Annotated in this window: 24 protein-coding genes; 21 read left to right on the forward strand and 3 right to left on the reverse strand. The window is 62.9% G+C overall.

Annotated elements, in window-relative coordinates:
* The first annotated feature begins 212 nt into the window (after positions 1-212).
* The 10 genes from ltnD to M2367_RS09045 all read left to right on the forward strand — a co-directional run bounded on the left by ltnD (position 213) and on the right by M2367_RS09045 (position 12,130).
* On the forward strand, positions 213-1,115 hold the full coding sequence (ltnD, locus tag M2367_RS09000; RefSeq protein ID WP_042041374.1) for an L-threonate dehydrogenase: 903 nt from the start codon (positions 213-215) through the stop codon (positions 1,113-1,115).
* Entirely contained in the window at positions 1,112-2,362 is a 1,251-nt protein-coding gene (gene otnK / locus M2367_RS09005) for a 3-oxo-tetronate kinase (RefSeq protein ID WP_259236493.1), read from the forward strand. The genes ltnD and otnK overlap by 4 nt, the downstream gene beginning before the upstream one ends.
* Entirely contained in the window at positions 2,355-2,987 is a 633-nt protein-coding gene (locus tag M2367_RS09010; protein WP_042041370.1) for an aldolase, read from the forward strand. Before otnK ends, M2367_RS09010 begins: the two co-directional genes overlap by 8 nt.
* Complete coding sequence (otnI, locus tag M2367_RS09015) at positions 2,984-3,766, forward strand: 2-oxo-tetronate isomerase (RefSeq protein ID WP_259236494.1); 783 nt, start codon at positions 2,984-2,986, stop codon at positions 3,764-3,766. Before M2367_RS09010 ends, otnI begins: the two co-directional genes overlap by 4 nt.
* A gap of 45 nt (positions 3,767-3,811) precedes the next feature.
* Positions 3,812-4,762, forward strand: a complete 951-nt coding sequence (gene denD, locus M2367_RS09020) for a D-erythronate dehydrogenase (protein ID WP_259236495.1) — start codon at positions 3,812-3,814, stop codon at positions 4,760-4,762.
* Positions 4,759-6,261, forward strand: a complete 1,503-nt coding sequence (locus M2367_RS09025; RefSeq protein WP_042041365.1) for a GntP family permease — start codon at positions 4,759-4,761, stop codon at positions 6,259-6,261. Before denD ends, M2367_RS09025 begins: the two co-directional genes overlap by 4 nt.
* A gap of 148 nt (positions 6,262-6,409) precedes the next feature.
* A complete protein-coding gene (locus M2367_RS09030) occupies positions 6,410-7,303 on the forward strand; it encodes a DMT family transporter (RefSeq protein ID WP_259236496.1) in 894 nt (297 codons plus the stop codon).
* A 71-nt stretch (positions 7,304-7,374) separates the two neighbouring features.
* Complete coding sequence (locus M2367_RS09035; protein ID WP_259236497.1) at positions 7,375-9,303, forward strand: methyl-accepting chemotaxis protein; 1,929 nt, start codon at positions 7,375-7,377, stop codon at positions 9,301-9,303.
* Between the two features lie 499 nt (positions 9,304-9,802).
* Positions 9,803-11,206: an OprD family outer membrane porin gene (locus tag M2367_RS09040; protein ID WP_042041362.1), complete on the forward strand. Its 1,404-nt coding sequence runs from the start codon at positions 9,803-9,805 to the stop codon at positions 11,204-11,206.
* Between the two features lie 96 nt (positions 11,207-11,302).
* Positions 11,303-12,130 (forward strand): SDR family oxidoreductase, encoded by an 828-nt coding sequence (locus M2367_RS09045; protein WP_224432336.1) that lies wholly within the window; start codon positions 11,303-11,305, stop codon positions 12,128-12,130.
* 81 nt (positions 12,131-12,211) lie between these two features.
* On the opposite strand, the gene M2367_RS09050 is transcribed toward M2367_RS09045, so the two are convergent.
* Positions 12,212-12,544 carry a DUF1904 family protein gene (locus M2367_RS09050; RefSeq protein WP_042041360.1) on the reverse strand — a complete coding sequence of 111 codons (333 nt, stop codon included), beginning with the start codon at positions 12,542-12,544 and terminating at the stop codon, positions 12,212-12,214.
* A gap of 93 nt (positions 12,545-12,637) precedes the next feature.
* Here M2367_RS09050 and M2367_RS09055 point away from each other — a divergent pair, with 93 nt between their 5' ends.
* From M2367_RS09055 to M2367_RS09080, 6 genes are all read left to right on the forward strand, one after another.
* Entirely contained in the window at positions 12,638-13,519 is an 882-nt protein-coding gene (locus tag M2367_RS09055) for a TraB/GumN family protein (RefSeq protein WP_259236498.1), read from the forward strand.
* A gap of 138 nt (positions 13,520-13,657) precedes the next feature.
* The gene (locus M2367_RS09060; protein ID WP_084218167.1) at positions 13,658-13,834 is read left to right on the forward strand and encodes a DUF3149 domain-containing protein; all 177 of its coding nucleotides are present in this window, start codon (positions 13,658-13,660) and stop codon (positions 13,832-13,834) included.
* Between the two features lie 400 nt (positions 13,835-14,234).
* Positions 14,235-15,716: a carboxypeptidase M32 gene (locus tag M2367_RS09065; RefSeq protein ID WP_259236499.1), complete on the forward strand. Its 1,482-nt coding sequence runs from the start codon at positions 14,235-14,237 to the stop codon at positions 15,714-15,716.
* 213 nt (positions 15,717-15,929) lie between these two features.
* Entirely contained in the window at positions 15,930-17,555 is a 1,626-nt protein-coding gene (locus M2367_RS09070) for an AlkA N-terminal domain-containing protein (protein WP_259236500.1), read from the forward strand.
* Positions 17,552-18,028 (forward strand): methylated-DNA--[protein]-cysteine S-methyltransferase, encoded by a 477-nt coding sequence (locus M2367_RS09075; protein ID WP_259236501.1) that lies wholly within the window; start codon positions 17,552-17,554, stop codon positions 18,026-18,028. The genes M2367_RS09070 and M2367_RS09075 overlap by 4 nt, the downstream gene beginning before the upstream one ends.
* 101 nt (positions 18,029-18,129) lie before the next feature.
* Positions 18,130-18,411 (forward strand): DUF2938 domain-containing protein, encoded by a 282-nt coding sequence (locus tag M2367_RS09080; protein WP_259236502.1) that lies wholly within the window; start codon positions 18,130-18,132, stop codon positions 18,409-18,411.
* 14 nt (positions 18,412-18,425) lie between these two features.
* On the opposite strand, the gene M2367_RS09085 is transcribed toward M2367_RS09080, so the two are convergent.
* Together M2367_RS09085 and M2367_RS09090 are read right to left on the reverse strand one after the other, a co-directional pair.
* A complete protein-coding gene (locus M2367_RS09085; RefSeq protein ID WP_224432329.1) occupies positions 18,426-19,034 on the reverse strand; it encodes a LysE family translocator in 609 nt (202 codons plus the stop codon).
* 175 nt (positions 19,035-19,209) lie between these two features.
* Positions 19,210-20,130, reverse strand: a complete 921-nt coding sequence (locus M2367_RS09090; protein WP_259236586.1) for a LysR family transcriptional regulator — start codon at positions 20,128-20,130, stop codon at positions 19,210-19,212.
* A 263-nt stretch (positions 20,131-20,393) separates the two neighbouring features.
* Here M2367_RS09090 and M2367_RS09095 point away from each other — a divergent pair, with 263 nt between their 5' ends.
* From M2367_RS09095 to M2367_RS09115, 5 genes are all read left to right on the forward strand, one after another.
* Positions 20,394-21,491 (forward strand): ketoacyl-ACP synthase III, encoded by a 1,098-nt coding sequence (locus M2367_RS09095; protein ID WP_259236503.1) that lies wholly within the window; start codon positions 20,394-20,396, stop codon positions 21,489-21,491.
* 270 nt (positions 21,492-21,761) lie between these two features.
* The gene (locus M2367_RS09100; protein WP_259236504.1) at positions 21,762-22,940 is read left to right on the forward strand and encodes a methyl-accepting chemotaxis protein; all 1,179 of its coding nucleotides are present in this window, start codon (positions 21,762-21,764) and stop codon (positions 22,938-22,940) included.
* 9 nt (positions 22,941-22,949) lie between these two features.
* Positions 22,950-23,318 (forward strand): response regulator, encoded by a 369-nt coding sequence (locus M2367_RS09105; protein ID WP_042041350.1) that lies wholly within the window; start codon positions 22,950-22,952, stop codon positions 23,316-23,318.
* A gap of 33 nt (positions 23,319-23,351) precedes the next feature.
* Complete coding sequence (locus M2367_RS09110; protein WP_259236505.1) at positions 23,352-23,657, forward strand: lipid asymmetry maintenance protein MlaB; 306 nt, start codon at positions 23,352-23,354, stop codon at positions 23,655-23,657.
* 19 nt (positions 23,658-23,676) lie between these two features.
* Entirely contained in the window at positions 23,677-25,869 is a 2,193-nt protein-coding gene (locus M2367_RS09115) for a chemotaxis protein CheA (protein ID WP_259236506.1), read from the forward strand.
* The last annotated feature ends 1 nt before the right edge of the window (position 25,870 follow it).

Consider the following 25,870-nt stretch of genomic DNA (forward strand, 5'->3'; position numbering starts at 1 on the left):
AAATGGTAAAAAATGATAAAACTTCATCACAGTCACCAAAATTAACATTTAGTCACACACATGACGTCATAAAACGGCATCGACAGGGCTTCAACCGAACCAAATCACAAAAAATAACACCAATTAAGTTAAAAAATGTGAGTTAAGCCTGATATTTGACCGGCGTTAATCCCTACTATGAGCCCATACGCCGTCTCATAGAGGAACTCAGCATGTCTCACCCTTATCAGGTTGCCGTCATCGGCCTTGGCGCCATGGGCATGGGCGCCGCCCTCTCCTGCCTGCGGGCCGGGCTCCACACCCATGGCATAGACCTCGACTCATCGGCCCGTGAACGACTGGCCGCCGCCGGTGCCACCAGTGTCGGCGCGGATGCCCATGCCATCGCAGACCGGCTCGATGCCGTGCTGCTGCTGGTGGTCAATGCCGCCCAGGTGCGCCGCATCCTGCTCGGCGAAGAGGGGCTGGCTCGCCGCCTCACCCCCGGTACCGCCATCATGATCAGCGCCACCATCGCCAGCGAAGAGGCGCAGGCCATCGCCGCCGAACTCGGCGCCCTGAACCTGCTGGTGCTGGATGCCCCGGTCTCCGGCGGCGCCATCAAGGCCGAAGCTGGCGAGATGACGGTGATGGCCTCCGGTAGCCAGGCCGCCTTCGATCGCCTGCAACCCGTGCTCGATGCGGTAGCCGCCCATGTCTTCGCCATCGGCGAGCGTCCGGGTCAGGGCAGCACGGTCAAGATCATCCACCAGCTGCTGGCCGGGGTACATATCGCCGTCGCCGCCGAGGCCATGGCGCTGGCGAGCCGCGCAGGGGTGCCGCTGGATCTCATGTATCAGGTGGTGACCCAGGCGGCAGGCAACTCCTGGATGTTTGAGAATCGCATGCCAAGGGTACTGAGTGGCGACTACAGTCCCCGCTCTGCGGTGGACATCTTCGTCAAGGATCTCAAGCTGGTCGCCGAGCAGGGCCAGGCTCTGAATTTCCCGCTGCCTCTGGCGAGCGCCGCCCTCAATCAGTTCCTCAGCGCCAGTAACGCCGGCCACGGCCAGGAGGACGACAGTGCCGTCATCAAGGCCTACGCGGGCATTCAACTGCCGGAGGCCGCCCAATGAAACTCGGGGTCATCGCGGACGACTTCACTGGCGCCACCGACATCGCCGGCTTCCTGGTAGAGAACGGCCTCGCCACCTTGCAGCTCTCGGGAATCCCGGACCACGCCGAGCTGCCCGCGGCGGACGCCCTGGTAGTCAGCCTCAAGAGCCGCTCCTGCCCGGCGCAAGAGGCGGTGACCCGCTCCCTCGCCGCCCTCGCCTGGCTGCGCGAACAAGGTTGCGATCGCATCTATCAGAAGTACTGCTCCACCTTCGACAGCACCCACGAGGGCAACATAGGGCCGGTGACGGATGCGCTGCTCGATGCCCTGGGCGCTGACTTCACCCTGATCTGCCCTTCGCTGCCAGTCAACGGCCGCACCGTCTATCAGGGCAACCTCTTTGTCGGTCCCCAGCCCCTGTCAGAATCCGGCATGCGCCACCATCCCCTCACCCCCATGACCGACAGCAATCTGCTGCGACTGATGGATGCCCAGGGTCGCGGGCGTACCGGACTGGTGCCCTTCAACACCATAGCGGCGGGGCCCGAGGCCATTGCCGCCGCCCTGACCACCCTCAGGGAAGATGGCTATCGCTACGCCGTGGTCGATACCCTGACCGAGCAACATCTGCTGGATATCGCCGCCGCCGTCAGCGACTGGCCGCTGGTCACCGGTGGATCCGGGCTCGCCATCGGTCTGGCCCGGCTGTTTAGCCAGGGCCAGGCAGAAACGGCCCGGGCGTCGGGCCATCCCATGCCGGGTCGCTGCGCCATCTTGTCCGGCTCCTGCTCCCAGATGACCAATCGCCAGGTCGCCCACTACCGCGAACAGGCACCGAGCCTGGCCCTGTCGGTCGAGGAGTGCCTCAAGGACCCGACCTACCCGGCCAGACTGGCCGATTGGGTGCTCAGTCAGGGCCCAGGCCCGGCCCCCCTGATCTACGCCACTACCACCCCTGAGGTCCTCGGCGACATCCAGCGCCAACATGGGGCTCAGGCCGCCAGCGAGGCGGTGGAAGCCTGCTTCGCCGCCCTGGCCGAGCGGCTGGTCGCCGCCGGGGTGAGCAACCTCATCATCGCCGGTGGCGAGACCTCGAGCCGGGTCACCCAGGCCCTCGACATCAACGCCTTCCACATTGGCCCCCAGATAGCGCCGGGTGTGCCCTGGGTCAGGGCCACGGACAGACCCCTCTCCCTGGCACTCAAGTCAGGCAATTTCGGCGATGAGGGCTTCTTCTCCATCGCTCAGGAGTTCTTTTATGACTGAACAATCACTGCGCGACACCATGGTCATGCTGGGGGCCTCCCTGTTTGCGCGAGGCTATGCCACGGGCGGGGCGGGCAATCTCTCGGCCCGGCTACCGGATGGCACCCTGATCGCCACCCCGACCGGCTCTTGCCTGGGTCGCCTCGAGGCAGACCGCCTGGCCAAGGTGAGCCTGGATGGCCGTCATCTCGACGGGGATCGCCCCTCCAAGGAGGTGGCTTTCCACCTGGCCCTCTATCACAACAACCCTGAGTGCCAGGCGGTGGTGCACCTGCACTGTACCCATCTGACCGCGCTCTCCTGCCTGGATGGGCTGAACCCGGCCAATGTGATCCGCCCCTTCACCCCCTATTACGTGATGCGGGTCGGCAGCCTGCCGCTCATCCCCTACTACAAACCCGGGGATGCCCGCATCGCCGAAGAGCTGGGGCGGCGCGCCCAGGAGGCGGGCGCCTTCCTGCTCGCCAACCACGGCCCCGTGGTGATGGGCAAGAACCTGGTGGAAGCGGTCAACAACATGGAGGAGCTGGAAGAGACGGCTCGCCTCGCCCTGTTGCTCCATGGTCAGCCCATCCGTTACCTGAGCGAGTCCGAAGTGGCCGAATTGAGGAGTCTGAAGCCATGAGCAAATTTGCCGCCAACCTGACCCTGCTGTTCACCGAACTGCCCTTTATCGAGCGCTTCGCGGCGGCCCGCGCCGCCGGTTTCGAGGCCGTGGAGTGCCTCTTCCCCTACCAGTGGCCCGCCGCCGAGCTGGCCCGCCAGTTGAGCGAGCATGGCCTCACCCAGGCACTGTTCAACATGCCCGCCGGAGACTGGTCGGCCGGGGAGCGCGGCATGGCCGCCATCCCGGGCCGTGAGGCCGAGTTTCGCGCCCAGCTGCCCAGGGTGCGTGACTACGCCCTGGCGCTCGGCTGCAAAAAGGTGCATGCCATGAGCGGCCTGATTGATCCGGCCCACTCCCTGGCCGCCCATCGCCAGACGCTGATTGACAACATTCGCCACGCCGCCGACTACCTGGCGGCGGACGGCATCAAGGTGCTGCTAGAACCCCTCAACAGCCGGGACGTGCCCGGGTACTTCCTGGCCCACCAGCTCGATGCCCTGGCGCTGGTGGAGGAGATAGACAGGCCGAACGTGGCGGTCCAGCTCGATCTCTACCACGCCCAGATCATGGATGGAGACCTGACCCGGCTCATCGACACCCTCGGCCAGGCCATCGGCCATGTCCAGATAGCCTCGGTGCCGGATCGCCACGAGCCGGATCGGGGGGAGATCCACTATCCCCACCTGCTCGCCGCACTGGCACGGGCCGGCTATCGGGACTGGATTGGCTGCGAATACCACCCCAAGGCTGGCACCCAGGCGGGCCTTGGCTGGCTGACGCAATGGCAGTCGCAATAACACAACAAGAACGACACACACACGAACGAGTCTGAGGATAACAAGATGCAGATCATCATCACGGGGGGCGGCGGCTTTCTCGGCCAGCGCCTGGCCCGAGCCCTGTTGCAAGGACCTCTCCCCTTCAGCGAATTGCTGCTGGTGGACATACAGATGCCGATGAGCCCGCTGCCCGATCCCAGGGTGCGCTGCCTGCAAGGGGATCTCACCGTCCCCGGGGTAGCCGAGACCCTGATCACCAAGGAGACGGGGATCGTCTATCACCTGGCCGCCATCGTCAGCAGCCATGCCGAGCAGGATTTCGATCTCGGCTGGCGGGTGAACCTGGACACCACCCGCACCCTGCTGGAGGCGTGCCGCCACGCCAGACCCGGCATCCGCTTCGTGTTCACCAGCTCCCTGGCGGTCTACGGCGGCACCCTGCCCGAGCAGGTGGACGACAGCACAGCACTGACGCCCACCAGCTCCTACGGCGCCCAGAAGGCGATGGGGGAGCTGCTGGTCAATGACTACAGCCGCAAGGGGTATGTGGATGGTCTGGTGCTGCGCCTGCCCACCATCTGCGTGCGCCCCGGCAAGCCGAACCGCGCCGCGTCTTCGTTCGTGAGCGCCATCATTCGCGAACCACTCCAGGGGGAAGCCACCCAGTGCCCGGTCGATCCCGCCCTGCGACTCTGGCTGTCGAGCCCGGCGACAGTGGTGAGCAACTTCCTCACCGCCGCCACCCTGGAGGCCCCCAAGCACTGGCGCAGCATCAACCTGCCCGGCATCAGCGTCACCGTCGACGAGATGCTGGCCACCCTGACCCTCAGCGGCGGCCAAGCCGCCCGGGACAGGGTCACCATGACGCCGGATCCCGCCATCGAGCGCATCGTCGCGAGCTGGCCCGGTCGCATCGACAATAGCCGCGCTTGCGAGCTCGGCTTCATGGCGGACAGGACGTTCGCCGACATCATCGACAGCTTTATCACCCATGACATGCAGGAGGCATCATGATCGATATACCTACCCCCATCATAGGGCTCATCATCGCGGTATTTGCCCTGGTCTTCCTGGTGCTGCGCACCCGGGTTCACGCCCTGATCGCCATGCTGGCCGCGGCCTGCATCGCCGGGGTCACCGGTGGCATGAGCATCGACAAGACCCTCACCGTCATCACCCAGGGCTTTGGCTCCACCCTCGGCAGCATCGGCATCGTCATCGGCCTCGGGGTCATGATGGGTCGCCTGCTGGAGGTGTCGGGGGCGGCCGAACAGATCGCCTACAGCTTCATCAAGTGGCTCGGCAAACGCCGGGAAGAGTGGGCGCTGGCCATCACCGGCTATATCGTCAGCATCCCCATCTTCGTCGACTCCGCCTTCGTCATCCTGTTCCCGGTCGCCAAGGCGCTGGCCAAGAGTGGCAAGCGCTCCCTGCTGACCCTGGGGGTGGCCCTGGCCGGTGGTCTGGTGGTGACTCACCATACGGTACCCCCCACACCGGGTCCGCTCGGGGTAGCGGGCCTGTTCGGGGTCGACATCGGCGCCATGCTGCTGACCGGCATGTGCCTGGCGGTGCCCTGCGTCATCGGCATCGTGCTCTACGCCCAGTGGCTCGACAAGAAGTACCCGGAGTTTGGCGAGCAGGCGATCAAGAGCCAGGACGAGCTGCAAGTCACCTATGAGCAGTATCTCAAGGAGAAGGAGGGCAAAGTGCTGCCCAGCCTGACCCTCTCCCTGCTGCCGATCCTGGTGCCCATCGTCCTCATCTTCTGCAAGGCGATGCTGACCACTCTGGCCACGTTCGAGGGGTTTGAATCCCTCGGCAGCAACCCGCTGGTGCAAGGAATAGGCTTCATCGGTACCCCCATCATCGCGCTGGCCATCAGCGTCTTGCTGGCCGTCTATACCCTGGTGCCGCACCTGGATCGTCACGCCACCGCCGAGCGTCTCGAAGAGGGTCTGCAGTCCGCGGGCATCATACTGCTGGTCACCGGTGCCGGTGGCGCCCTGGGGGCCGTATTGCGCGACAGCGGGGCTGGCAACCAGCTCGCCGAACAGATAGCGGGGCTGCCCATCTCCCCCATTCTGATCCCCTTTATCGTCGCCACCCTGGTGCGGCTCATCCAGGGCTCGGGCACGGTTGCCATGGTGACGGCGGCCTCCATCTCGGCCCCCATACTGGCGCAGATCCCCGGGGTCAACATGCTGCTCGCCGCCCAGGCCGCCACCATGGGCTCGCTCTTCTTCGGTTACTTCAACGACAGCCTGTTCTGGGTCGTGAACCGCATGATGGGCATCTCGGACGTGAAGCAGCAGATGATCGTCTGGTCCATCCCGACCACCATCGCCTGGGCCATAGGTGGTACCGGGGTCGCCCTGCTCAACCTGCTGTTCGGTTCGGGGGGCACCTGGTTCGACCCCGTGCTGCCGCTGCTGGTGCTGGCCCTCATCATCTGGGGGGTGCGTCGTCAGCCGCTGGGGTTGCCTGGCCCGGCGCCGGTGCGTCAACCTTGAGTCAGGCTCGGGCAACTCGCCTGGCATCACAGACCGGCGAATGAATGGATGAAAAAGCCTGCCCAACCCCAGGTCGGCAGGCATAGGAGAGAGGGGGCCCGTCTGCTAGACTGGCCCCCTCTCTGGCTTCTCTCACAAGGATTGGAAGATGTCTGGTTCGCCCCTGCGCGATCGCTCCACCGGTTTTGCCCTGCTCACCATCTTGCTGTGGGCCTCTCTGGCCGCTCTCACCTCCAGAGTCACCAGCGTGTCACCTCTGGTGCTGGTGGGCCTGGTGCTGCTGTTTTGCGGCGCAGGCGCCCTGCCATTCTGGCGCCAATGGCGCGCCAGCCCCGTCACCTGGCTGGTCACCATCACCGCGCTGCTGTTCTACCACCTGCTGCTGTTTATGAGCTTTCGCCACGCCCCCGTGCTTGAGGCCAATCTCATCAACTATCTGTGGCCGCTGTTCATCATACTGTTCACCCCGCTGTTGCTGCCCGGTCATCCCCTGCAGGGTCACCACCTGCTGGCGGGGCTGCTGGGGCTGGCCGGCAGTGTGCTGGTGATGGTCAATGGCGAGCTGCAGCTGCAATATGCCTATCTGCCCGGCTATCTGCTGGCCCTGGGCGCCGCCATCATCTGGGGCGGCTATTCGGTATTGTCACGGCGCCTGCCCGCCGCCCCGGCGGTCATGGTCGCGGCCGCCTGCCTGCCCGCAGGCCTGCTCGCCCTGCTGATGGCCTGGCAACTGGAAGGCCCCCTGCCCCTGACGACCATACCAACCGGTGACTGGGCCCTCATCATAGGCCTGGCCCTTGGACCCATGGGCGCAGCCTTCGTCACCTGGTATCTGGCGCTGCGGGACGGGGATCCCCGCCGTATCGGGGCCCTCTCCTACCTGACGCCACTGCTCAGCACCCTGCTGCTGGTCTGGCTCAATGGGGAGGAGCTGACCCTGCGCCACGTGCTGGCCGGCACCCTGATCCTGGGGGGCGCCCTGCTCGGTCTCAAGGCCAGCCCGGCCAAACATGAGCCACTCCTGCCCAACGCAACCCCCTGAGTCCTTGTCATCAAACTGCCATCAAGCCTGCTTAAGCTGACGCCGTTCGTCGTTCAAGCAGGACTCTTTTGGTGAATATCTCCCGTTACTCCGCCCTCGCAGCACTGGTTTTGATCTTGCTCGCCAGCGTGCTCAGCGCAGCCCTCGGCTATGGCTGGCGCCAGCTCAGTGTGAGCGAAGCCAACCAGCATCAGCATGATCGCCTCGCCCAGCGGCTCACCAGCACCCTGCAAGGGGCACTGCGCGACTATCTGGCCAGCGGTGATCCGGTGCGTCTCGCCAGTGCCGAAGGGGCGCGCCGCCAGGCCCTCAATCAGCTGGATCACCTGGATAGCCCGCAAACCATGCCCCTCAGAGCCGAGCTTGAGCTAATGGGCAAGAAGATAGCGAGCGACTATCTCGCCGCCGGCAAGCTCTCCGGCAACAGTCAGGGTTTGCTGCAAAATGCCGAACGCGAGCTGACCGAGCAGGCCAAGATGCTGCTGCGCTACGGCCAGGGCAGCGATGCCCCGAGCGCGGCCGCCTATCGCCAGGGCGCCGCGGACATGCTCGCCGCCCTGCCCCACCTCATTCATCTGCGCCAGCAATACATGGCCCAGGGCAGTGCCCAGCAATTAGAAGCCCTGCAGTTTGAGCTCGCCAGCCTGAGCCGCCAGGCCGACGCGCTGGCCGCCCTGCCGCTGCTTGGGCTGCTCGAGGCGGCTCCCGCCGAAGAGGAGTTCACCCTGGGCGAGCCCGAGCGGCGCGATCTGGGCCAGCAACCCCGCAACGAGTTGCAGAGCCTGCTGCGTCGCTACCCTCAGGAGCTGATCAACAGCCAGCAGGCCCTGGCCCGGCAAGAGGCGGCCCGTGAGGCGGTCAATCGGGATCTCGACAAGATGCTCGCCGCCTTGACCCGGATGGGGGATGCCCTCGGCGCCGAACGCCAGCAGGTCAATGGCCAGCTGGCCACCGTGCTGGGCAGCCTGGCCCTCGCCCTGGTCATGACGGCGCTGCTGTTCGCCTGGTGTCAGCGGCGCTGGATAGTCGGCCCTCTGCATCGGTTGCGCGCCGCCTTCATCCAGCTCGAGCAGACCGGCCTGGCCGAGCCCTTGCGGCAGGGGCGCGAGCGTAACGAGCTGGCCGACATAGTGGCAAGCTACAACCGGTTGCTCGCCCACAAGCAGCAGGAACAGTCGCACAAGGAGGGCCAGCTCGAGGCGGTCTCCCTCAGTTTGCAAGGCATGGTCAGTCAGGTGCAGGACATCCACCAGCGCACTCACACCACTGAGCAGGCGGTGGACGAAGGGGAGCTGATGATGAACGAACTGAACCTGCTCGCCAGCGAGGTGCATCAGGTGGCCGCGGATATCGCCCTCCATGCCCAACACAACGAACAGTCGATGACAGACAGTGAACAACTGGTGGGAGGCATGCTGCAGGCGACCGAACTGACCGGCCAGGCTATCCATGAGAGTGGCGATGCCCTGACCGAACTGCGCCGCTCCGTCGATGACGTCACCGCCATCGTCGATGTGATTGGCCATATCGCCCAGCAGACCAACTTGCTGGCGCTCAATGCCGCCATCGAAGCGGCCCGGGCAGGGGAGCATGGCCGGGGGTTTGCCGTGGTGGCCGACGAGGTGCGCCACCTCTCCGGCGACACCCAGCGCTCCCTTGGCCAGATCACCGAGATATTGCAGCGCCTCACCGGCTCGGGAGAGCAGATCACCGCAGTCCTTGGCCGCATTCATCGCGAGTCGGCCCAGCAACGCCAGCAGGCCGAGCAACTGCGCCAGACCACCCAGCAGGTACGGGACATGGCGCGCAGCACGGCCGTCATCGCCCTGCAGGGAGCGGACAACGCCAAGAGCCAGGAGCGCAAGCTCGCCACTTTCGCGGCACTGATCGGCAAGATCAGCCAGCATGCCCACCAGGTCAGCCAGCTCTCGGTCCAGGTCTCGGGGCACATACAACATCAGGCAGGGCAGATCCCCAAGATCCTCGGCCATCAGCCCTGAATCACAGGCGCCAGCGCCGCTCATTTTATTCGGCTCGCCTCGCGCGAGCTTTTTTTGCGGCACAAAATTAACTGTTAAATACTGGTTAACATACAAAGTTCGGCACAAGCCGCCTGCCACCGCACCGGGGCGACACAATTACATCTGAAAACGTTATCTTGCCAGTCATACCGCCGCCTGAGCGACTTCCCCCTTAATGATACATTTATTTGCACTCGGTCATATTTTTGAAACTTGGCGGGAACTTTTAATTGATATTTCGCACCGCGAACGTACTCTTGCCTTATCCGATCCGCCAAGGTCGGTACACAAAAAATAAAAGTTGTACAGAGCCAAGCACTGTTCGCGATTGATGAGCCAAGACATCGAGGCAGAACAGCGAGAGAAACGTCTTTTTTTGCCCTTAGGGGTTTTGATTGCAATGCCAATACCGTGCGACGGCCTGATGCCAGATCGCCGGATAAAAAAGCTAAGTCCATATAATCAGGAGCAATTTAAAATGGAAAAAGTGATCTTCAAGCGTGCTGCCTTGAGTACTGCGGTCATCGCCGCGCTGCTCTCCCCCGGTTTGGCATTGGCTGCCGATGAAGTCAGCCCCGCCTATAAAGCGGCTGCCAGCAAATTCTACGAAGAGGGCAAGCTCAACGGCGGTCTCTTCTACTTCCAGCGTGACCGTGTCCGTAAAGAGGGCGCCGGTGACGGCAAGTACCACGATAACCTGGCCCACGCCACCTCCCAGATTTCCCTGAACTACAACTCCGGCCATGCCTGGGATGTGGTCGGTATCGATGTGGGTGGTTTCGGTGCCTATGACCTGTCTGTCGACGAGAGCAACGGCGTCAACGAGGAGAACGAATTCTCCTTCATCGGCACCAAGTGGGGCGACAAGATGGACGGCGTGCCAGAGGGTGGCTTCAGCCTCTCCAACGCGGCGCTGAAACTGCGCTTCATGGACGGTGCCATCACCGCCAAGGGTGGTCTGACTCAGCTCTACGTACCGGGTATCCTGGGCGTCAACTGGTCCTATCAACCCGGTACCTACCGTGGTGGCCAGATCGAGGGTAACTTCGGTGGTCTCTACCTGACCTACGCCATTGCCGACGAATACAAGGCCCCCTGGTTCAAGGAAACCGCTGGTTTCTCCAAGAAGACCATGTATGCCGGCAGCGATGTCGCCTTCAATGACGAAAACAGCATCGACTACATCCACGGTCTGGCCGCTCGCTACACCTTCGATGGCGGCACCGCGGTCACTGGCTCCTTCGGTCAATCCCAAGGCTACATGGACAGCTACCACTTCAAGCTGGCCCACAAATTTGACGTACTGGGTGGCCTGAACACCAGCTACCAGTTCTACGGCTCCAACACCGACAACGACGACTACGACGGTCTGGCATGGCAACAGGCGCTGACCGCCAGCTGGGCCATGGGTCCTTACGGCTTCCGTGCCGAGGGTCTGTACACCAAGGCTGATGGTGACCTGGGTAACTACCTGCCCCGTCTGACCACTGGCTATGCCAACTCTCAGGGTGCGAACGAGATTTGGTGGGATTCCCGCTCCGACTGGAACGAGAACGGCGAGATCGCCCTGTTTGCCGGTGTGACTCGCTCCCTGGATGACCTGGTCGGCGCCCCTGGCTGGACCGTCGGTGTCTCCGGTGCCTATGGTTGGGGCGCTCAGAATGGCGACAAGAGCCTGGATGAAGACGGCAAAGAGTGGGCCGCCAACTTCGACGTCATGTACACAGTGCAAGACGGCAAGCTGAAAGGCACCCTGTTCAAACTGCACTACACCGATTACAACAACGAACAAGACGAGAAGGGCAGCTGGTACTACCCGAACATGTTCACCTCCGAGCATGACGTCAAGTTCCACATCATCATGCCGTTTACCATTCTGTAAGCTGCTGACCATAAAGAAAAACCGGGCCAATTGGCCCGGTTTTGTTTTATGGGGTTGCGCGCTACTATGACGCCTTCCCTTCCCAAGGAGAGTGCCATGTCCCGTTTCGTGCTGATCACCGGCTGCTCCAGCGGCATAGGCCTGGCCGCCGCCCGGGCCCTCGGCGCTGCCGGCTTCACGGCCATTGCCTCGGCCAGACGCCCCGAAGACGTGACACGTTTGCAAGGGGAAGGTCTGCTGGCGGTGCGGCTGGATCTCGATGATGAAGCCAGCATTGAGGCTGGCGCCCGCGAGGCGATGCAACTGGCCGGAGGCCGCCTCTATGGCCTGTTCAATAACGGCGCCTACGGCCAGCCCGGCGCCATCGAAGATCTGCCGACCCCTGCCCTGCGTGCGCAATTCCAGACCAATCTGTTCGGCTGGCATCATCTCATTCGCCAGGTGCTGCCAAGCATGCTGGCCGCAGGCGAGGGCCGCATCGTGCAAAACAGCTCTGTGCTGGGACTGGTTGCCATGAGATATCGCGGCGCCTATAACGCCAGCAAGTTTGCCCTTGAGGGTTACACCGACACCCTGCGCCTCGAACTCAGGGGCAGCGGCGTCGAGGTCAGCCTGATAGAGCCGGGTCCTATCGACACCCGTTTTCGCGCCAATGCCCGCGCCGCGTTCTTGCATCACCTGGGCTCGGTCCGCAGTCGCCATGAAGGGGATTATCGCCTGACCCTCGCCAGGTTGGAGAAAGAGGGACCAAGCGGGCGCTTCACCCTGCCAAGTGAGGCGTGCGTGCCGCCCCTGCTCCATGCGCTAGGGAGCCGGCGCCCCCGCCATCGCTACGGGGTGACGCTGCCGACCAAGCTGTTTGCCATCTTGCGCCGCCTGCTGCCGAGTCGCTGGCTCGACGCCCTGCTCGCCAAATCCGCCTGATCTCCGTCAGCCTGGGGTAAACAGGAGCAGGCCATTGCCCGTGGTTAACCGAAGTCGGGGCGGCTCCGCACAGTGACACCCTCAGTAATGCTCGCCGTTGCTGTAGTAGGCTGATTTGTCGATGGGCAACACCTGCACCACCACATAGGTCTGCTCCCCCAGCGCCTGCTTGAGATGGCGGGTGATGAGCGCCGCCGCCTCATCTTGTTGCGCCTGCGGGCGGGCAAACCAGACCAGCTCGACGAAGGGGTTGCCCCGCGCCTGCGCCCCGTCGCGCACGAAGGGATGGGTCAGGCACTCCAGGGTGACAAACTCGGGTTTACCGCCGGTCAGGGTGCAGAGATCGGCAACGAGCCGAGTGCTGATCCCTTGTACTGTCTCGATGTCGACGGCGCGAAAACGCAGGTGGGGCATGGGAAAACCTCTTGGCTGATAGTGATGAGGCCTTATCATAGACCCAAGCCATCCCATGAATCATGTGCAAACTGCCCACCGTTAAGGAGTTCCATGCCCACCCCCCGCCTGCTACTGCCCCTGCTCCTCTGGCTGCTGCTGCCAACAAGGCTGCTGGCCGAACCCGCCTTCTATCAGCTGAGCAAGGGGGACCAGCAGTTCTGGCTGCTCGGCTCCATCCATGCCGCCGAGGCGAGCATCTATCCCCTGCCGACCAGCATAGAGCGCGCCTGGGCCCAGAGTCGGGCCCTGGTCGTCGAGGTCGACATGCAGAATATTCCGAGCAGCGAATGGCAACAGATGGCGAGTCTGACGCGCTTGCCGAGCGGCCAGACCCTGGCCAGCCAGGTAGAACCTGCGCTCTATCAACGCACCATAGTGGCGGCCAGACAGTTGGGCCTGCCGGATGGGAGCCTGGATGCGCTGCAACCCTGGTTTGCCGCCATCACCCTGACCCAGAGCGCCCTCGCCAAGACGGCGTTTAGCGGTCAATACGGCATCGATCAGCACTTCACCACCCTGGCCGCCAAGAGCGGCAAGCCCATACAGGGGCTGGAGAGTCTCACCGAACAGCTCGGTTACCTCGCGAGCGTGGCCGAGCATCAAGACCTGATGCTGAGTGCCACCCTGGACGAGCTACCCGAACTCGATGTCAGCTTCGCCGCCATTCTCCAGGCGTGGCAGGATGGCGATCAGGGCCAGCTGATTGCTCTGCTCAAGGCCGACATGGCCCCCCCCGAGTTGCAACAGTGGCTGGAACAGACCCTGCTCGCCAAGCGCAACCACAACTGGCTCACACGTCTGGGCAAGCTGCCAAACGAGAGTTTCGTGGTGGTCGGCGCCCTGCACCTCTATGGCGACCAGGGACTGCTGGCCCTGCTTGAAGGCGCGGGTTGGCGCATTGAAGCCCTGACCGAGGCCAGGTTCCAGGGCTAGGTGCAACCATGCTCGTGAGTCTGATCACAGAAGTCAGCGTCGATTAAATAAGCGACATGGGAGTTGATCGAGATCATTCCTGCCCTCTAAAGGGGTATCTATCATGCCTGTCATCGATGGATGGCAGGAGCAGATAAGATGGATTTTTGGTTGAACCTGATGTTTGGTCACCCGGTGGGGTGGATGTCCATGCTGGTCATACTGGTGACGGCGGCCCTGATCAGCTTCTATGCCGGCTACTTCATCTACAAGGTACACAAGGCGCAGCCCCCGATAGAGGAGGTGCAGCCAGATACCAAGCCGTCCCACCACTGAACCCGTCCCAAATATCCGCAATAAAATGATATCCAGAGCAAAACGGGCGCCAAGGCGCCCGTTTTGCTGCCTCTTTGCCACGCGGGACATGCACCGCGCCGCCTGATGGCTGCACCATTGTCAGGCCTGTGTTGCGATGGCGATGACCTGCCATCCCTGAGCGCGCGCCGCCTCCTCAATCCGTCGTCACTGAGCGTGACAGCTTACAGGCCAGCATGCCGATGCGATGGCGGGCTAAGCCAGGGATGACCGGCAGGCAACGACCCCTGAACACCGATGACTGACCAGGCGGGTGCTGGCCCGGGCGCCGGGGCGATGCTAGCATCAGGGCGCCCGCCCTTGCCAGGAACGGGGCTGCCCACGGGCAGCAAGGACCCAAACACAATAACAAGGACCCTGTATGTCATATCAGAAGCTTGCACAGCACCAACAGCAGTTGCACCGTCTGGCACACCTTGGCGCCATCTGCGGCTGGGATCAGGCCGCCATCATGCCAGAGGGGGGCAATGAGGCCCGCGCCGAGGCCATGGCCGAGCTGGAGGTGCTGATCCATGGCAAACGCACAGCGCCTCAGATAGCAGACTGGATTGCCGCCGCCGAGGGCGAGCCGCTCGACGAACTGCAAGGCGCCAACTTGCGCGAAATAAAACGCCATTGGCAAGATGCAAGCCTGCTGCCGAGCGATCTCGTCGAGGCATTGTCGCTCGCCGGCAGCAAGTGCGAACACGCCTGGCGCAGCCAGCGCAAGCAGAACGACTGGGCCGGTTTTGCCCCCAACCTCAAGGAGGTGGTGACCCTGTCGCGGGAGGTGGCCTCCTTGCGCGCCGAGGCGCTTGATGTCCGTCCCTATGACGCCATGCTGGCGCTCTATGAGCCGGGCATGACGAGCGCACGACTCGATGGCATCTTCGGCGATCTCAGCGCCTGGCTGCCGAACCTCATCCAGACGGTGAGCGCACGGCAGCAGAGTGACGAGCTGCTTGCCCCGCAAGGCCCCTTCCCCATCGCCACCCAGCAGGCACTTGGCAAGGAGGTGATGGCACTGCTCGGCTTCGATTTCGCCCACGGCCGCCTCGACGTCAGCAGCCACCCGTTCTGCGGCGGCGTGCCGACGGATGTGCGGATCACGACCCGCTACAACGAGCAGGAGTTCGTCTCCAGCCTGATGGGCATAGTGCACGAGACGGGCCACGCCCGTTATGAGCAGGCTCTGCCACGCAATCTGCTCGGTCAGCCGGTCGCCGAGGCGCGATCCATGGGTATCCACGAGAGCCAGAGCCTGTTTTGCGAGATGCAGCTCGGCCATGACCCCGCGTTCTTGAATCTGATCGCCCCCCGCATCCAGCACCATTTCGGCACTCAGGCCGCCCTCGCCCCCGCGAATCTCGAAAAACTGTACCAGCGGGTCGAACCCGGCCTCATCCGTGTCGATGCGGACGAAGTGACCTACCCGGCGCACGTCATACTGCGCTACGAGCTGGAGCGCGATCTCATCGAGGGTCGCATCGAGGTCGCAGACATCCCCGGGTTGTGGGATATGAAGATGCAGCAGTGGCTCGGCCTGTCGACCAAGGACAATTACCAGAATGGTTGCATGCAGGACATCCACTGGACTGATGGCTCATTCGGCTACTTCCCTAGCTACACGCTCGGCGCCATGTACGCGGCGCAGCTGCGCTTCGCGCTGGAACGCAGCCTCGGTGAAACCCTGGGCAACCTGGTTGCCCAGGGGCGACTCGCCGAGGTGTTCGGCTGGTTGCAGCAAAACCTGTGGCAACACGGCAGCGCGTTCGACACGGACGAGCTGATCGCCAGGGCAACGGGCGAGGCGCTGAACCCGCAATGGCTGCGTAAACACCTCGAGCAACGCTACCTGCGCTGATGTGCGCGCCCAGCCACCTTGAGCCAGGCCCAGCCAACACAGACGCCCCCGGGCGTCTGTTTTTTTATATTGCTGTCCGATCCTGGCTAGTATCCGCCCACGACCCCGCTTACTCTGCCTATAGCAAACGCGAGTGATGGGGCCATCCCCCACCCTCGCCACCCTATTCCCAAGGCAATATTCGTGCTGCCGCACAGTCACAGGAGCCGCCCCATGGCCAGTTCAGATCCCGCGAAGCGTGCCGTTTCCGCCAGCACCGCCGCCCATGTGGTGAGCGAGGGGACCGCACCGGGCACGGATCATGCCGAGGCGCACGAGCAGGCCCGCATCGGCTTGAGTCGTGCCGAGTGTCTGGAGGCGCGGTTGGCGCACGATGCGCGTTTCGATGGCCGCTTCTTCACCGGCGTGCTGTCGACCGGCATCTATTGCCGTCCCATCTGCCCGGCGCGCGCGCCGCTTGAGCGCAACGTGCGTTATTTTCAGAGCGCCGCGAATGCGGAGCAGTTCGGGCTAAGACCCTGTCTGCGCTGTCGCCCCGAGCTTGCCCCCGGCCTACAGCAGGTGCTGCCTGAGGTGCTGACTCGCGCGCTCAGGGCGATAGATAGTGGCATGCTCGCCGAACAATCCCTGGCACAACTCGCGCGCGCGCTCGGCGTCACCGAGCGCACGCTGCGCCGCCAGTTCGAACAGCATCTCGGCGCCGCGCCGATGCAGATAGAGCAGACACGGCGTCTGCTGCTCGCGAAGCGTCTGCTCGCCGATACCCGCCTGCCGATCACCGAGATAGCCTACGCTGCCGGTTTCACGAGCATTCGCCGCTTCAATGATGCCTGGCAACACGCCTATGGCATGGCGCCGCGCACCCAGCGGGCCGCCTCCTCTCACCCATCCCTTCCCGAGCTCAAGGGGGAGACGACCTTGACGCTGCGCCTTGCCTACCGGCCCCCTTATGACGTGCACGCCATGCTGGCATTTTATCGGCTGCGCGCCATCCCGGGGCTGGAGCGAGCCGGAGCGGATTTTTACGAGCGACGCCACCGGGTTCAGGGCAGTGAGGGGTGGATCCGCGTCGAGCCAGGCCTGGGCCACAGCCTGAACGTGACGCTGAACGGTGTGACGCTGCGCGCCCTGCCGGACATCTTGCACAGGGTGCGGCGCATGTGGGATCTGGATGCAGATCTGGGACAGATAAGCGCACATCTGACCCGGGATCCGCTGTTGGCACGGCTCGCGGCGCACAGCCCTGGCGTGCGACTGCCCGCGGGCTGGAGTGATTATGAGGTGCTGCTGCGCGCCATCGTCGGCCAGCAGGTATCGGTCAAGGGTGCCATTACCATCATGGGGCGGCTGGTGGCTCGCACCGAGGCACAATTTGGCGAGGCGGCGCTGCCGACTCCGGCACAGTTGTGCGCACTGGATCTCGATGGCATCGGCATGCCCGGCAGCCGCATTCGCACGCTGCAAGGGGTCGCCGCCGCCATGGTGAGCGGCGCGCTGGTGCTGGAGGGGGATTGTGATGAGGCGTTACTCGCCCTTCCCGGCATAGGTCCCTGGACGATTGCTTACTGGCGCCTGCGCACCGGTCGCGATACGGATGCGTTTCCGGCCTCGGATCTCGTGTTGCAAAAGGCGCTCGGCGCCGGACAAAAGCTGCCGGTTCCCGAGATGGAGACGCGCAGTCAACCCTGGCACCCCTGGCGCGCTTACGCCGCCAGCTGGTTATGGCACGCCATGAGCGTTGCCCCTGAACTGCTTGGCATCGAGAGTGGCCCCAGGCCGAAACGGCCCAAGCGCGCCCCGACCGCCGCAACCCCTGACAACCCGGAGACAACATCATGATCCGTTACGACCTGCTGACCACCGACTGCGGTCCTTTGCTCATTGCCATCAATGCGCAGGGTCTGTGTCATGTGGATTTTCTGGAAGGTGAACGCCCCCTGGCCATCCAGGATGAGTGGCAGCAAGATGCCGCAGCCCTGGCCCCCTATCTGGCGGAATTTCACGAGTATTTTGCCGGGGAGCGCCAAGAGTTCACCCTGCCACTCGCGGCCAAAGGAACCGAGTTCCAGCAAGCGGTGTGGCTGGCGCTGCGCGACATTCCCTATGGCGAGACCTGCAGCTATGGGGAGATAGCGCGTCGCATCGGCAGGCCCAAGGCGGTACGCGCCGTGGGCGCCGCCAACGGCCGCAATCCGCTCTCCATCATAGTGCCCTGCCATAGGGTGATAGGCCAAAATGGCAGCCTGACCGGCTACGCGGGGGGATTGGCGATCAAGCAGGCGCTGCTCAAGCTGGAGGGGATAGATAGTTAACGCATTGAAGCATCCTCCCCCTGGCTCCGACCTCGTTGCACAGGCAGGAGCCAGGGAGATCGTCAGTGACAGATGACCCCGTGCCGAGCTGTCGCCGATAGATGGCCCATTACCTGACAGGTATCGCCTTCGCCGCACTGCTGATTGGCATCTGGGGGGGATCCTGGACTCAGGCTCCCACTCTGGGCCCGGCACTGATCATTGGCATTGGTACCGTCGTGGCGCCCTTCCTGCTCATGCAGCCAGGCATGGGCGCCGGCATCGCCGCCTCCCGCACAACGCACCCGACCTCTGCCCGGATCCAGAGTCTCATCGCCCATGGGGTGTTCGGTCTTGGCTTGTATGCATCAGGCTGGGCGATAAAGCTGCTTCATTGGGTATGAGCCTCAACAGAGGGTCAGAGCACCACTTTCAGCGCCAGTCCCAGCAGCACCAGGCCACTCAGTTTGTCGATGACGGAGGATTTGGCCTTGAGCCAGGCCAGCACGGGGCCACGGGAGAGCAGCAGGGCCACCAGCACATACCAGAGCGCGTCTATGCCACCTGCGGTCAGCATCATGATGCTCCCCTCCCGCCAACCGGTATCGGCGTGGACGAACTGGCTGAACAACGCCAGGAAGAAGATGGCAAGCTGGGGGTTGAGGAAGGCAACCATGAACCCTTCGAAGGCCCCCTGACGGCCCCGGCTCTGATGCTCACCCGCTTCGACGCCAGTGGCCTGGGGTTTGGCAAGCAGCGCCTTGATGCCGAGCCAGGCGAGGAAGGCGGCGCCGCCATAGCGGATGAGATCAAACAGCAGCGGGGTCTGAGTGATCAGGATGGCGAGGCCGAGGGCGGTGATCAGCGCATAGATCCCGACCCCCAGACCATGGCCGAGCGCGGTCGCCACCCCGTGCCGCTGCCCACCCTGTACCGTATTGCGGATGATCAATGCCAGACTGGGCCCCGGGCTGATGGCGCCCATCACGCAGATGGCAGCGAGGGCCAACCAGCTTGTCAATTCCATATCAGTGACTCCGAAAACCCATAGTGCTGGTCAAGGTAGCGCCATACCCACCATGCCAGTAGTGAAAGTTATGAATAGAATCCATAACCGATGGCTATAGCGGATCGGGTCGCACCAGTTCAGCACCCGATGCATGGGCGGTAGCCGCAACTGGCGGATGCACCGGGCGCCAAGATCAGGCCCGGCTGGCCCTCATGGTGCGCTGCAGATGCTCCTTCAGAAAAGGAAAAGCGAGTTCGCGAAACCAGCGATGTGCCGGATCCTGATGGTGACGCTGGTGCCACATCAGGTGGTACTGCTGGAAACTTGTCTGAAATGGCAGTGAGACAAAACAGAGCTGATGGCGCTGGCTCAACTGCCAGGCGATATGTGCCGGAGTCGTCATCAGGCAATCGGTGCGCAGCAAGACCTCGAGGGCAGCCTGGAAAAAAGGGACCCGGGCGAACCAACGCCGCGTCAACCCCTGCGGGGCCAGTACTTGCTCCACCGGGCTGTCTTTATCGCCGCCGCCACTCACCTGCAAGTGGGGCCAGGCCAGGTAATCTTCCAGGCTGAGCGCTCGCCCGGCGAGGGGGTGATGGCGTCCCATCAGCACCGCCAGCTGGTCCTCTCCCTGATGCAGACCCCGGATCTGATCCGGTACCAGATCCGTGATGGTGGACACGAGATCCAGGTCGGATTGCCACAATTCGGGTAACTGACGCTTGTCCCACAGGTTGTACTCCAGCGCCGCTCCCGGCGCCTGTCGGGCCAGTTCGGCACAAATATCCGGCAATATGTACTGAGCCACGTAGTCCGAGGAGGCCAGCTTGAAGACCCGCTCGCAGTCGGCGGGGGCAAAGGTGGGGGATGCATAGAGCCGCTCGATCCCGGCCAGCGACTCTCCCAGCACCACCGCAAGGGCCTCGGCCCTTGGCGTCAACAGCCAGCGTTGTCCCTCCCGAACCAGCAACGCATCGCCAAACTCCTCCCGAAGCTGGCTCAGCTGCTTGCTGATAGCCGGTTGGCTCAGATGCAAAAGCTCCGCCGCCCGGCTGAGATTGCGGGTTGCCAGCAGCACTTTCAGGGTGGGAAGCAGGTTCAGATTGGGGCTCATACTTGATGTCACGCGCGCACTCCTTGTCGGCCAAGTCCATCTTAATCCAGGGCGGCGTCATTCCCTAACCCGAGCCGAAATAGCCAACGACCTCAAGCACCTGCAACAGTTTGCAACCGGTAATCCAACCCGACGCAGCGCTTCATCCCCATGCCCCCCCAAGATGACCACTGGATGACAGATCCCGGCCATTACGCCATAATTGCGCCACTTTTCGCCTCATGCTTCGCCCGATTGAGGGCCCTCAGACAAGTGGTCACACCATGAATTACGCCAATATCACAGGTTGGGGAAAATGCCTGCCCCCCGCAGTGCTGAGCAATGACGATCTCTGCACCATCATGGCAACATCGGATGAGTGGATCCACTCCCGCACCGGCATCAAGGCCCGCCGAGTCTCCCATGTCAGCACCTCTGCCCTCGCCACCCTGGCCGCTCGTCGCGCCCTGGCCTGTGCCGGCCTCGATGCCGACCAACTCGATGGCATCATACTCGCGACCGCCACCCCGGGGACGCTGGTACCGAACGGCGCCTCAGCGGTGCAGCAAGCGCTGGGAGCGCACAATGCCGCCGTATTCGACCTCAATGCCGCCTGTACGGGATTTGTCTATGCCCTCTCGGTGGCCACCGCCCTGGTGCAGACCGGCATGATGAAGAAGGTGCTGGTGATAGGCGCCGAACGCCTGACCACACTGCTGGACTGGGCCAAGCGGGACACCGCCGTCTTGTTTGGTGATGGCGCCGGGGCCGTGGTGGTCGAGGCAAGCCACCAGCAAGCTGGGCTCATCGCCAACAAGCTGGGGTGTGACGGCGAGGCGCGCGAGATCCTGCACATCCCGAACTTTGGCACTGATCGCATCCGTTTCGCCGATATTGATGGCCTGTTCACCTTCAACTTCGAAGGTCAGGAGATCTTCAAACGCGCGGTACGTGGCATGGGTGAGGCGATCGGCGCCGTGTTGGCCCAGGCCAATATCAGCCCGGAGCAGGTCGACCTCATGGTGCCCCATCAGGCCAATATCCGCATCATAGAGACCCTCGCCAAGCGCATGAATGCGCCCATGGACAAGGTGATGATCAACATCGAAAACTATGGCAACACCTCCGCTGCCACAGTCCCTATCGCCCTGTGCGAGGCACTGGAGCAGGGCCGAGTCGCCCCCAACAGCTGGCTGCTCACCGCCGCCTTCGGCGCAGGCCTGACCTGGGGGGCCGCCCTCATCAAGTGGGGGGACAGGGTCACCCCGCTTCGCCACTGTGATGCCGAGCTCCCTCCTTGCGAGCTGACGGGCCTTGAACTCATTGCCCATGCCGTCGCGGGTTGCCAGCAGGCCGCTCGCCCGGAAGGATCCGCGTCGTAGCGAGGCGCTCCTCTGCAAGCGTCAGTCGCGGGTTTTCTGCAAGCGCTCCTTCACGAAGATAAGTTCCATAAGAGGATGTCCCAGTGCCATCCTCTGCCTCACCCCTCCCCCGGTTCATCCCCTCTCCACGCTTTATCTTGCTGATCCCTTGCCTTTTTTCTTTTTGAGCTACCATTACTGAGCAATCGATTATTAATGGCCTTTGCTTGTGCTTCCCAGCCCTTAAATAAGTACCGGTTGCTCCCCTCGTGTTCACGGATGAGCTCACGTATGGCAAAACAAAACGCTATCTTCCCCGGTCGGGCGCCCCTCTTCTGGCTGCTCACCATGGCAGTGATCAACGGGATCCTGCTCTGTATCCAGGCCCAGGGGATACCTTATCCCTATCTGGCCCTCAACCTGGCATCGGCTCTGATCTTTGGCATCTGGCTCAGTCGCCACCAGACCAGCGCACAGCAACCTGCCCCTGAGAACCTGCAACCTGTGGTGGCGCCTGCCCTGGCTGGACTGGAGCAGGTCTGCGAACAGGCCGTCCCCATTTGGACCAAGCAGATCGAGAACTCCCGCCAGCAGAGTGAGGGAGCCATGATCAGCCTCACCGAACGCTTCGTCGGCATCTCCACCAAGCTCGAAGAGGCGGTCGCCGCGTCCCATCACGCAGCCGGGGACCTGGCCGGTGAAAACTCGCAAGGCATGGCCGCCGTGCTGACCGAGAGTCAGCAACAGCTCAATGCCGTGCTGGCCAGCATGCACAGGGCCCAGCAGAACAGGGACGCCATGCTGGCGGAGATCAAGGGGCTCACCGCCTATACCCAGGAGCTCAATGCCATGGCCCTGGATGTGGCCAAAATAGCGTCCCAGACCAATCTGCTCGCCCTCAATGCGGCTATCGAAGCGGCCCGGGCCGGCGAGGCGGGCCGCGGCTTCGCCGTGGTTGCCGGTGAGGTGCGCACCCTGTCGCATTTGTCGAGTGAGACGGCCAAGAAGATGTCCGGCAAGGTCGATACCATCAACACCGGCATTGGTCAGGTGCTCCAGATAGCCGAGTTGGCGGCAACCAAGGATCACGAGTCCGTTGCGAACTCGGAGCAATCCATAGAGCAAGTGTTGGCCCGCTTTCGCAGTGCCACCGCCAGCCTGGCCGAGTCTGCGGCCCTCTTGCAACACGAGAGCAGCGGCATCCATGCCGAGATATCTGACGTCATCGTCTCTCTCCAGTTCCAGGACAGGGTCAGCCAGATCCTCAGCCATGTTCGCCAGAACATGGAGAGCCTGTCTGACCACCTCATTGCAGCGAAACAGGCTCCAGCCCATGAACGGCTCGCCATCGATGCCGAGCGCTGGCTGTCGGACATGGAGCTCTCCTATGCCACCGACGAACAGCGCAATATCCACCATGGCAAGCACGCCGCCGCACAGAAAACAGACACTGACATCACCTTTTTTTAGGAGCTAAGCATGGGAAAAACCATCTTGATCGTGGATGACTCGGCCACCATTCGTCAGGTTGTCGGCATGACTCTCAAAACCGCTGGCTACGATGTCATCGATGCCTGCGATGGTCGGGATGCCTTGCGCAAACTCGATGGCAAGAAGATCAACCTCATCATCAGTGACGTCAATATGCCGAATATGGACGGGATCAGCTTCGTCAAGGAGGCCAAGAAGCTGCCCAGCTACAAGTTCACTCCCATCATCATGCTGACCACCGAATCCCAGGACAGCAAGAAGCAGGAAGGGCAGGCAGCCGGGGCCAAGGCCTGGGTCGTCAAGCCGTTCCAACCGGAGCAGATGTTGGCCGCCGTCGCCAAACTCATCATGCCTTAGTCAGAGGTGCCTATGCCGCTACATGCCGAACGAATGTCAGACAAGATCGCCATGAAACTGGAAGGAGAAATGACCATCTACCATGCCCGCGAACTCAAGGAACAGATGAGCGAATGGCTGGAGCAGCCGCAAGAGATTGAGATGGACCTGTCCGGTGTCAGCGAAATAGACAGCGCCGGCCTGCAACTGCTGATCGCCGCCAAGCAAGCGTCCCAAGCCAAGGGGCGTAGCCTGCATCTGCTGTTTCACAGTCAGGCCGTGCTCGATGCCATAGAGCTGTGCAACCTCTCCGGCTTCTTCGGCGATCCCACTCTGCTGCGCTACACCCTCAACGACTAGACCGACAAGGAGCCCGAGCATGGATCTGGATCAGGCGCTACAAACCTACCTTGTCGAGGCACGGGAGTTGCTGGAAGAGATGGAATCTTCCCTGCTGCGCCTGGAGTCGACCCCGGACGATGACGAACTGATCGGTGCCGTATTCCGGGCCGCCCACACCATCAAGGGTTCGGCTGGCCTGTTCGGGCTGGCCCCCATCATAGGCTTTACCCACATCGTCGAGGACATACTCGATCAGGTGCGCAATCACCGGCTCGCCATCTCTGCCGAGCTGATCAAGCTGCTGCTGGAGAGCTGCGATCACATCAATCTGCTGGTCAATATCGTGGTCGAGCAGGGGGATGAACCTGGGCCGGCCGAGCTTGCCCAGGATGGGGCGCTGCGTGAGCGCCTGCAGATCTATCAGCAGGATGATATAGCCCCCCTGGCAATGCTCCCCAGGAGCCAGCCCAGCCCCGTCGAGCGGCAAGACCAGGGTCCGCAGGCCATGACCGGGCTGTGGCATATCTCCCTGCGTTTTGGACAAGAGGTGTTCAAACACGGCATGGAGCCCACCTCGTTTCTGCGCTACCTCGCCACGCTGGGGGAAATAGTCTCGATAGAGACCATCACCATGGCCCTGCCCGACTGGCAAGGGTTCGACCCCGAGAACTGCTATCTCGGTTACGAGATCGACTTCGACTCCACCGCCAGCAAGGAGAGCATCAGCGAGGTGTTCGAATTCGTGCGCGACGACTGCCAGATCCTGATACTGCCTCCCCACAGCAAACTGGCAGAGTACCTGGCGCTGATCGAGGCGCTGCCGGAAGACAACGAGATGCTGGGCCAGTTGCTGGTCAAGACAGGGGCCCTCACCCAGCTCGAACTGGAGGCGGCCCTGCGCCTGCAGGATCGCCATGGGCAGATCCCTCATGCCCGGCTCGGCGAGATCCTCATCTCCCAGGGCGCCGTGGACGAGGTGGTGGTCGATGCCGCCCTCAGGAAACAGAGCCAGGGCAAGGAGCAGCGCTTCGTGCGGGTACACGCCGACAAACTGGATGACCTCATCAACCTGGTCGGCGAGTTGGTGGTGGCAAGCTCGGGTGCCAATTTGCTGGCCCAGCGTTCCCGCGACAGTCAGTTGCTGGAGGCGACCTCTGTCATCGCCATGCTGGTCGAGGAGATCCGCGACGGCGCCCTGCACCTGCGCATGGTGCCCATAGGCGAGACCTTCAACCGTTTCCAGCGGGTGGTACGGGACGTGAGCCAGGAACTTGGCAAAGAGATCACCCTGCGCATCTCGGGGGCCGATACCGAACTCGACAAGTCGGTGGTGGAGAAGATTGGCGATCCCTTGATGCACCTGGTGCGCAATGCCATGGATCACGGCATCGAATCGGCCGAGCGCCGTCAGCAGGCTGGCAAGCCGAACCAGGGCATCCTCACCCTCAACGCCTTTCATGACTCCGGCAGCATAGTCCTCGAGATCCAGGACGATGGCGCCGGGCTCGACAAGGAGCGGATCCTCAAGAAAGCCCTGGAACGCGACATCATTGTCCCGGGGCAACAGCTCAGCGAGCAGGATATCTACCAGCTCATCTTCGAGCCGGGTTTTTCCACCGCCGAGGCAGTCACCAATTTGTCCGGGCGCGGGGTCGGCATGGATGTGGTCAAACGCAACATTCAGGCGCTGCGTGGCAGCGTCGAACTGCATAGCGAAGCCGGCAAGGGCACCCTGGTCCGGATCCGCCTGCCCCTGACCCTGGCCATCATAGACGGCTTCCTGGTGCGGGTTGGCAGCGCTCACTACGTCATCCCCCTGGACATGGTGATCGAGTGTGTCGAGCTGACCGAGGATGCACTGCAAGACACCCTGGGACGCGACTACATCAACCTGCGCGGCGAGGTACTGCCCTTCGTTCGTCTGCAACAGCATTTCGACATCCAGAGCCAGCCGGGACGACGGGAAAACATAGTGGTAGTGAGCCATGGCGGTCAAAAATCCGGACTGGTGGTGGACGAACTGCTGGGGGAGCTGCAAACCGTCATCAAGCCCCTCGGCAAACTGTTCAACCATCTGCGCGGCATCAGCGGCTCCTCCATCCTCGGAGGGGGCGACATCGCCCTGATCCTGGATATCCCCGCCTTGATGCAGTCGGCCATCCAGCGGGAGTTGCATCAGCTGGGCCATCAGGGCGCGGGGCATGTTCCGTCCCCATCGAGTATCAACTGAA

It is taken from the genome of Aeromonas sp. BIGb0445 (assembly GCF_024809075.1).
Lineage (GTDB): Bacteria > Pseudomonadota > Gammaproteobacteria > Enterobacterales > Aeromonadaceae > Aeromonas > Aeromonas rivuli.

What these genes read in the sequence shown, in the direction of transcription:
- ltnD (WP_042041374.1), top strand. Translation starts at nt 213, where the DNA reads ATGTCTCACCCTTATCAGGTTGCCGTCATCGGCCTTGGCGCCATGGGC.
- otnK (WP_259236493.1), top strand. Translation starts at nt 1,112, where the DNA reads ATGAAACTCGGGGTCATCGCGGACGACTTCACTGGCGCCACCGACATC.
- M2367_RS09010 (WP_042041370.1), top strand. Translation starts at nt 2,355, where the DNA reads ATGACTGAACAATCACTGCGCGACACCATGGTCATGCTGGGGGCCTCC.
- otnI (WP_259236494.1), top strand. Translation starts at nt 2,984, where the DNA reads ATGAGCAAATTTGCCGCCAACCTGACCCTGCTGTTCACCGAACTGCCC.
- denD (WP_259236495.1), top strand. Translation starts at nt 3,812, where the DNA reads ATGCAGATCATCATCACGGGGGGCGGCGGCTTTCTCGGCCAGCGCCTG.
- M2367_RS09025 (WP_042041365.1), top strand. Translation starts at nt 4,759, where the DNA reads ATGATCGATATACCTACCCCCATCATAGGGCTCATCATCGCGGTATTT.
- M2367_RS09030 (WP_259236496.1), top strand. Translation starts at nt 6,410, where the DNA reads ATGTCTGGTTCGCCCCTGCGCGATCGCTCCACCGGTTTTGCCCTGCTC.
- M2367_RS09040 (WP_042041362.1), top strand. Translation starts at nt 9,803, where the DNA reads ATGGAAAAAGTGATCTTCAAGCGTGCTGCCTTGAGTACTGCGGTCATC.
- M2367_RS09045 (WP_224432336.1), top strand. Translation starts at nt 11,303, where the DNA reads ATGTCCCGTTTCGTGCTGATCACCGGCTGCTCCAGCGGCATAGGCCTG.
- M2367_RS09050 (WP_042041360.1), bottom strand. Translation starts at nt 12,544, where the DNA reads ATGCCCCACCTGCGTTTTCGCGCCGTCGACATCGAGACAGTACAAGGG.
- M2367_RS09055 (WP_259236498.1), top strand. Translation starts at nt 12,638, where the DNA reads ATGCCCACCCCCCGCCTGCTACTGCCCCTGCTCCTCTGGCTGCTGCTG.
- M2367_RS09060 (WP_084218167.1), top strand. Translation starts at nt 13,658, where the DNA reads ATGGATTTTTGGTTGAACCTGATGTTTGGTCACCCGGTGGGGTGGATG.
- M2367_RS09065 (WP_259236499.1), top strand. Translation starts at nt 14,235, where the DNA reads ATGTCATATCAGAAGCTTGCACAGCACCAACAGCAGTTGCACCGTCTG.
- M2367_RS09070 (WP_259236500.1), top strand. Translation starts at nt 15,930, where the DNA reads ATGGCCAGTTCAGATCCCGCGAAGCGTGCCGTTTCCGCCAGCACCGCC.
- M2367_RS09075 (WP_259236501.1), top strand. Translation starts at nt 17,552, where the DNA reads ATGATCCGTTACGACCTGCTGACCACCGACTGCGGTCCTTTGCTCATT.
- M2367_RS09080 (WP_259236502.1), top strand. Translation starts at nt 18,130, where the DNA reads ATGGCCCATTACCTGACAGGTATCGCCTTCGCCGCACTGCTGATTGGC.
- M2367_RS09085 (WP_224432329.1), bottom strand. Translation starts at nt 19,034, where the DNA reads ATGGAATTGACAAGCTGGTTGGCCCTCGCTGCCATCTGCGTGATGGGC.
- M2367_RS09090 (WP_259236586.1), bottom strand. Translation starts at nt 20,130, where the DNA reads ATGAGCCCCAATCTGAACCTGCTTCCCACCCTGAAAGTGCTGCTGGCA.
- M2367_RS09095 (WP_259236503.1), top strand. Translation starts at nt 20,394, where the DNA reads ATGAATTACGCCAATATCACAGGTTGGGGAAAATGCCTGCCCCCCGCA.
- M2367_RS09100 (WP_259236504.1), top strand. Translation starts at nt 21,762, where the DNA reads ATGGCAAAACAAAACGCTATCTTCCCCGGTCGGGCGCCCCTCTTCTGG.
- M2367_RS09105 (WP_042041350.1), top strand. Translation starts at nt 22,950, where the DNA reads ATGGGAAAAACCATCTTGATCGTGGATGACTCGGCCACCATTCGTCAG.
- M2367_RS09110 (WP_259236505.1), top strand. Translation starts at nt 23,352, where the DNA reads ATGTCAGACAAGATCGCCATGAAACTGGAAGGAGAAATGACCATCTAC.
- M2367_RS09115 (WP_259236506.1), top strand. Translation starts at nt 23,677, where the DNA reads ATGGATCTGGATCAGGCGCTACAAACCTACCTTGTCGAGGCACGGGAG.